This window comes from Leptolyngbya sp. FACHB-36, assembly GCF_014695955.1.
In the GTDB taxonomy this organism is placed as follows: domain Bacteria; phylum Cyanobacteriota; class Cyanobacteriia; order Leptolyngbyales; family Leptolyngbyaceae; genus FACHB-36.
The window spans coordinates 1-6,104 of record NZ_JACJPG010000533.1; the positions used below are offsets into that span (position 1 = coordinate 1).

General features: G+C 53.4%; 8 protein-coding genes and 1 pseudogene. 1 reads left to right on the forward strand and 8 read right to left on the reverse strand.

The window, feature by feature from the left end:
• Positions 1 to 282: MBL fold metallo-hydrolase (locus tag H6F43_RS15335; protein ID WP_190343599.1), on the reverse strand; the 282-nt coding region annotated here is incomplete at its 3' end.
• Positions 283 to 353: 71 nt separating this feature from the next.
• On the opposite strand from H6F43_RS15335, the gene thiD reads away from it, so the two are divergent.
• On the forward strand, positions 354 to 1,151 hold the full coding sequence (gene thiD, locus H6F43_RS15340) for a bifunctional hydroxymethylpyrimidine kinase/phosphomethylpyrimidine kinase (RefSeq protein ID WP_190343600.1): 798 nt from the start codon (positions 354 to 356) through the stop codon (positions 1,149 to 1,151).
• Between the two features lie 17 nt (positions 1,152 to 1,168).
• Here thiD and H6F43_RS15345 read toward each other — a convergent pair whose 3' ends face one another.
• The 7 genes and pseudogenes from H6F43_RS15345 to H6F43_RS15375 form a co-directional block, all read right to left on the reverse strand.
• Positions 1,169 to 1,585: a hypothetical protein gene (locus H6F43_RS15345; protein ID WP_190343601.1), complete on the reverse strand. Its 417-nt coding sequence runs from the start codon at positions 1,583 to 1,585 to the stop codon at positions 1,169 to 1,171.
• A gap of 92 nt (positions 1,586 to 1,677) precedes the next feature.
• Positions 1,678 to 2,046: a hypothetical protein gene (locus H6F43_RS15350; protein ID WP_190343602.1), complete on the reverse strand. Its 369-nt coding sequence runs from the start codon at positions 2,044 to 2,046 to the stop codon at positions 1,678 to 1,680.
• 115 nt (positions 2,047 to 2,161) lie between these two features.
• Positions 2,162 to 3,091: a peptidoglycan recognition family protein gene (locus H6F43_RS15355; protein WP_190343603.1), complete on the reverse strand. Its 930-nt coding sequence runs from the start codon at positions 3,089 to 3,091 to the stop codon at positions 2,162 to 2,164.
• A gap of 32 nt (positions 3,092 to 3,123) precedes the next feature.
• Positions 3,124 to 4,254 carry an aminotransferase class V-fold PLP-dependent enzyme gene (locus tag H6F43_RS15360; protein ID WP_190343604.1) on the reverse strand — a complete coding sequence of 377 codons (1,131 nt, stop codon included), beginning with the start codon at positions 4,252 to 4,254 and terminating at the stop codon, positions 3,124 to 3,126.
• Positions 4,255 to 4,446: 192 nt separating this feature from the next.
• Positions 4,447 to 5,256, reverse strand: coding sequence for a Uma2 family endonuclease (locus H6F43_RS15365; protein WP_190343605.1), 810 nt, complete (start codon positions 5,254 to 5,256; stop codon positions 4,447 to 4,449).
• Between the two features lie 155 nt (positions 5,257 to 5,411).
• A complete protein-coding gene (locus H6F43_RS15370) occupies positions 5,412 to 5,735 on the reverse strand; it encodes a hypothetical protein (RefSeq protein ID WP_190343606.1) in 324 nt (107 codons plus the stop codon).
• Positions 5,736 to 5,825: 90 nt separating this feature from the next.
• A pseudogene (locus H6F43_RS15375) lies at positions 5,826 to 6,104 on the reverse strand (DUF4037 domain-containing protein); the annotation flags it as partial.

The window sequence follows — 6,104 nt, forward strand, 5'->3', positions numbered from 1 at the left end:
CACAGCTTTTGCCGCCGTTGGCGACGCGACAACCGGAATCTGTCGATCCAATGCTTCGAGCGTTGGTTTGTGGCAGTGGTCGTCCAACCCTTGCGAGATTAAAATCACGTCGATCGCGGGTAGGGTGCTTGGAGTGTAAGCGATCGGCGTGTTGTGATACGCCGTAAACAGCCAAGGCTGCCCGTAAAACACCAGCGGATCGACCAGCCAGGGATCAACTAGAATCGTTTGTCCCGCCACATGAAAGATCCAGCTATTCAGGTCAATTCGGGTAAGCTGCATAGACTTTACGTTTCTTAACACTCTGCTTTCCATGATAATGGGGAATAGCCCAAGACATACTGACAACTCCCATGCCTTCTATTCCCGTTGCCTTAACGATCGCGGGGTCGGACAGCGGTGGTGGTGCAGGCATCCAAGCCGACCTCCGCACCTTCGCATTTCACAAAGTTCACGGCACTAGTGCGCTCACCTGCGTCACCGCTCAAAATACGCTGGGCGTAATGCGGGTTGACGCTTTGCCGCCCGAAGCAGTGGTGGCACAGATCGAAGCGGTCGTGACGGACATCGGCGTCCAGGCAACGAAAACAGGGATGCTGCTGAATCAAGAGATTATTACGGCGGTGGCAACTCAAGTCGAGACGTTAAATTTGCTGCCGCTCGTGGTCGATCCGGTCATGGTGTCGCGGACTGGAGCGCAACTGATCGACGATGCGGCGATCGCCACGCTTAAGACCAAGCTGCTGCCGCTTGCTACGGTGCTAACTCCCAATCGATACGAAGCGCAAATTCTCGCAGGCATGGAGATTGCCAGCCTGGAGGATATGCAAACAGCGGCTCAGCGAATTCACAGCTTGGGAGCCAAGACCGTTCTTGTCAAAGGCGGCGGTATGACTGGGGATTTGCGCGGTGCTGATGTCTGGTTTGACGGACAGCAGCTAGAGACGCTTACCACTGCCACCGTAAACACAACTCATACTCACGGCACTGGATGCACGCTAGCAGCAGCGATCGCCGCTAATCTGGCGATCGGGCATGCGGCTCTGCCAGCTACTCGATTGGCAAAAGACTACGTGACCGCGGCTCTAAACCATGCACTGGCGATTGGGCAGGGTCAGGGACCCGTTGGGCACTTCTTCCCGCTGTTGTAGGAGCCGCGATCGCGGGCTTAATCCTGCCAGGTAGACTGCCAATCTGGGCACTGCTCACTCTCCCAACCGTAGGGATGCATGCCGCAAATCAGCGGCGTTCCGCTGTACACCTGACCGTGGTAGTGGCGACAGCCCACGCAGGCGGGATGATTGTTCAACAGGGGATCAACGGTGTGTAGCAGCGGTTGGGCAGCCTCGCCGATCGCGCCTTCAATACCCAAACAGGCATCCACTAGGGGATCGACGAATTCACTAAGCTGACGATCGAACTCGGCTACAAATGTGGTCTGCATCTGCTCGAACACCGCTTCCGACACATCCGCAAACGCTTCGATAGCACCGTTAACTTCTTTGGCAATGTCGGTGCAGAACTGCTCAAGTTCGTTAGCTACGACTTCAAGCACCTCAAAAAAATCATCTGACCAGCTTTCCATACGCGCGTATGCGTTCGTAACGCACCAGTTGGGATCGATTCCGCGATCGTAGCTCAGATCTGCCCGTTGGTGGATGCCTTCAGTAGAAACCGCTAGCTATCGCGCTTTAGACGGCGCAGTTCTTCCTGCAAATCCATCACTTTCTTCCGCATATCATCGACGTCGCTGTCGGCTTTAGCGGACTCGTCCTCGTCTGTAAGAATTTCGATTCGGCGAGGTTCGCTGGGTTTTGTTGGCTCCGTTGGAGGCACAACCGAGGGTTGCTGCGCTTTGGCAACCATATCATCTACAAAGCGGCGGGCTTCTTCGGTCGTGAGTTCGCCTCGCTCGACCATTTCATCTGCCAGCTTTTGCATTTGGACTCGCAAATCCGAAAACTTTTCGCCTGCTTTTTCGCCCGCATACGAAGCAATGCCCACGCCCAGGTAAACAGCTTTCTGCACCAAATCTCCCAAACCCATTGTCAAAGTCCTCCAAGTGTACTGAGCGACCAAATGCTCTGTGCTTCCAGCATAAAAACAAAGCGCAGGAATCGCCACGCTATCGTGTTGTAGAAAACCGTACCCGCACGAAATTCTAGCTCTGTGGCTGTACGGGAGTGGGGTCAGTGCAGCGAACCGAAATTTCTGAGGTTTTGGGATATGCCTTCAGCAGCGTGAAAAACTTGGCGTCGTTGAAGCTGCGCGGGTCAATGCGCGATCGCGATCGATCAACCGCTCGGTGAGTCGTTATTCTGACGTCGGGCACCCCTGTTTTTGCCACAACCCACGCAAGAGATTGGTACTGCGCTTCGGTATAACCACTATGGCGGGTGCTGTTGCCGTTGCCGTCCGGCGGCGTTTCTAGTGAGATGTGGTAGGCAAAATTATTCACAGAGCTAGGAAAATCCGGATTGGTTCGCACGGCTTCCAGCCCGTTGGCTCCTCGAAACGCAGAGTTGCCAGCGCCAAAGGCGCGTTTATCGGGTGGGACGAGGTACATGACCGTACCGTCGAGCGTAATCAGCGTGTGGTAGCTGGCTTGTTCAGCGTCGTTAGGGTGCGGGTGGCGGAAGAAATTGAGCGCACTGCTAGCCGAGGCAACTGTTTCGTGCAGCACGACGATCGGATCGAGCAGCGCCGCTTTTCCGTTCAAATCTCGTAAGAAGCGATCGCCAAAATTCGTCGGATCGATCAAGGCAATCACTTCTCTAGGAGTCGGCAGCACGGATTCTTTACTCGACTCAGCTTTACGAAAGCGCTCTAGCGTTACAGAACCGGGAGGCAACTGCTGGCGCGGTCGGGCTGCAAGTCGCCCTTTAGGACGTTTGCGCTCCGGTTGTAGGGCGCAATTAGTCGAAAGCGACTGAAGCGGTCCAGGAGCTGGGGCGATCGGGACTGGAGCTGACTGATCCGGTGTCTCAAATCCTGGCAACCGAAGCTGTGCTACGCCAGAGCTAATGGTGGCTACAAGGGTTACAACGCACAGAGATACCAGCGCGATCGCCCACACAAGCTTTTTCGTCATGGGGTTGGTCCTCGATCTGCAATCTGTGCCGTCTACATTAAACAGTCTTTCAGGCTGTACACTACTTGGTCCTGCTGTTCACTGGAGAGTTCCGGAAACATTGGCAGCGACAGCACCTCCCGCGCCGCCTGCTCTGAAAGCGGTAGCTGACCCGCTGAGCCACCCAAGTGCTGATAAACGGGTTGCAAGTGCAGCGGTAGCGGGTAGTACACCATGGCAGTCACACCCTTTTCCTGGAGTTGCTGCCGTACGGTATCCCGGGGCGATCGCTCCGGGGAGCCTGCATCTTCAGTCACGCGAATTGTGTACTGATTCCAGACGTGGGTGCCGTTCAGCACCGTCTGCGGCAGGACAACGCCTGCAAGACGGCTGAGCCGCTGCTGATAGCGCTCTGCCACTGTCTGGCGCTGTTGATTCCAGCCTTCAAGATAGCGCAGCTTGATTTGCAAAATTGTTGCCTGTACTGCATCTAGACGGCTATTAACCCCGAGCGCTTCGTAGTAATAGCCGCTGCGGCGTCCGTGGTCGCGCAGCATTCGCAGCGTTGCCGCGATCGCCGGATCATTGGTTGTAATGGCTCCCCCATCGCCACAGGCACCCAAATTCTTCGTCGGGTAAAAGCTAAAGCAGCCGATGTGCCCGATGCTGCCAACCTTTCGATCAGCCCACGCTGCTCCGGTCGCTTGGGCACAGTCCTCAATTACTGCCAGACCGTGAGCTTTGGCGATCGCCATTAGGCGCGTCATGTCTACGGGTCGCCCAAACAGATGCACGGGTACGACTGCTCGCGTGCGATCGGTAATTGCCGCTGCTACCTGGTCCAAGTCCAGATTGAAGGTCGAGTCGATGTCCACAAACACTGGCGTTGCCCCGACCGCGCTGATCGTTTCCGCGGTCGCTACAAACGTAAACGGCGTTGTGATCACTTCGTCGCCAGGACCCACCTGGAGCGATCGCAGCGCCAGATAGAGTGCATCCGTTCCAGAATTGCAGGCAATGCATTCCGATGTTCCAATGTAGTCGGCAAAGTCTTGTTCAAATTGCTCAACGGGTGGACCTCCGATGTAGCGCCCAGACGCCAGCACCTCTAAAACCGCTGCGTTGATTTCTGCACCAATGAGCTTGAACTGCTCGGAAACATCAAACGGGGGAATCTTATTCACTCACTTACACCACTCACACAATTTAATAGAACCAAATTTTACGGAGAAATGGAATCAAAATTGGCAGCAATCCGCGATCGCTCAGGAATCAAGCCTTGACACTAAGACTCCATCCCGCTTCTCTGGTTCCAGAGTCGGTAATCCTGCACAGCTTCGTCCGCCTAAAATTATTGAGCAGCAGGAAAGCAAACGCTACTGCTCAGATGGCGGTAGCAATGCTCTTAACCGAGCCAGTTCTGCCTCTGCTGTCTCTGCCCGCTGACGCTCTTGTTCTGCTCGCTGATGCTCCTGTTCTGCCCGCTGACGCTCTTGTTCTGCCCGCTGACGCTCCTGTTCTACTCGCTGACGCTCTTGTTCTGCCTTCTCAGCACTCCAAAGCAGTAGATTCCCTGCTTCATCCCACCAGCGCAGCCAATGTGTGGTTCTCTCCAGGCGTTTGCCGTACCAAGTGCCCAAAAATAGCTGGAGTTCTGGAATCCAATAGCGTCCCTGTGCGTCGGGCTGCTGCGCAATGTATTGCTCGTCTTGAAGCTGGCGCACTTCGACTAACCCATCGGATGGGTTAAAAATGACATAGATAGGCACTTTGAGAATGTGCTCGTAGAAGTAAAGCTTTCCATAGGGATACGTGGGGCGAACGGAATACTCTCCCGTATCCGTTTCTGAAAGGAACTCCATGACGACGGCGACAGGATCACCCTCTAGCATCGGCGTGTAGCTACGCCGCACCACACCCGGCGGCACCGGAGCCACCTTAGGCACAAATAGCCAATCTGGCGCTTTTACCACCGTCTTACTATTGACGGTCGCCACCAGCCCAAAGTTAGAGGCAAGCAGCATGTCTGAGTTTACTAAGCCTGCTTCTGCCAGCGCATCCGTCAACGCTGCTGCCAGCAATGGCTGTTGAATATTCTCCACGGGATCATCAGGCAACACGAAATCGGCCGGGAGTTGTTCCCAAGTAACTGTCAGTGCTTGAGTCTGAGGAACCTGCAAAACCATTGGAGCCGTCCTCTTAAAGCAGCAGATGATTGCTTATGATAGTGCATTTGAAATGCACTTTAAGAACGATCGTACCCGTCAGCAGAGCTAACACAGTGATATTGAGGTCTAAGTAGCCGAGCGTAATGTTCTGCTTATCTGCCAAAGATAATCTTTCAGTTCAACAATACGTCAGCTGGCGTGTAAATATTACCGAGCTGTAGTCCTTCTCTGTCTGATACTAATAAATGATCTAAAGCATCGATTAATCTATTGACTTGATCAATCAGTAAATGGCGATTTTCAGTAATAAATCCAAGATTTAGACTAACGAGATCATCACGCGTAACAGTTATCTCTAATTGATGCAAATAAGACGAAATGTTCTGCATCAGGAGTGGATAATTCTTGGCAAGAATGGCATGTCGTAGTGCTTCTGGATAAGGCTGTCTGGCGGTCTGCTGAAACGTCTGGAACCAGTTGGATCGATCGTAGAGCATCTGAGATAAAAGAACGTTGTGCCAAAAACAGGTGGAATATCCAACAGAATCCTGGTGCGAACGTAACACTCGATCGAGTTAATCTTCAAGCTAGTCTATCTTCTTAAACATGACATCAATATGAATGTTAGTATCTGCATCTACCCATTCATCTCCGGGTTCCCAGAACTGGTTATTCACCTCACGGCGGCTCGTTGTTGTCGCAATCTCCGCACGCGCGTCTATCGGGATAGCTGCTTGAATGTAAACGTACAAATCAATATTAGATTGCTGATCAAACGTGTTAGCCGTTTGTGAGCCTGCCACTGCGACTGCTTCTACTTGTGGCAGTAAGCTGTAGCGAGACGCGATCGTTTCTGCAAGCTGGAG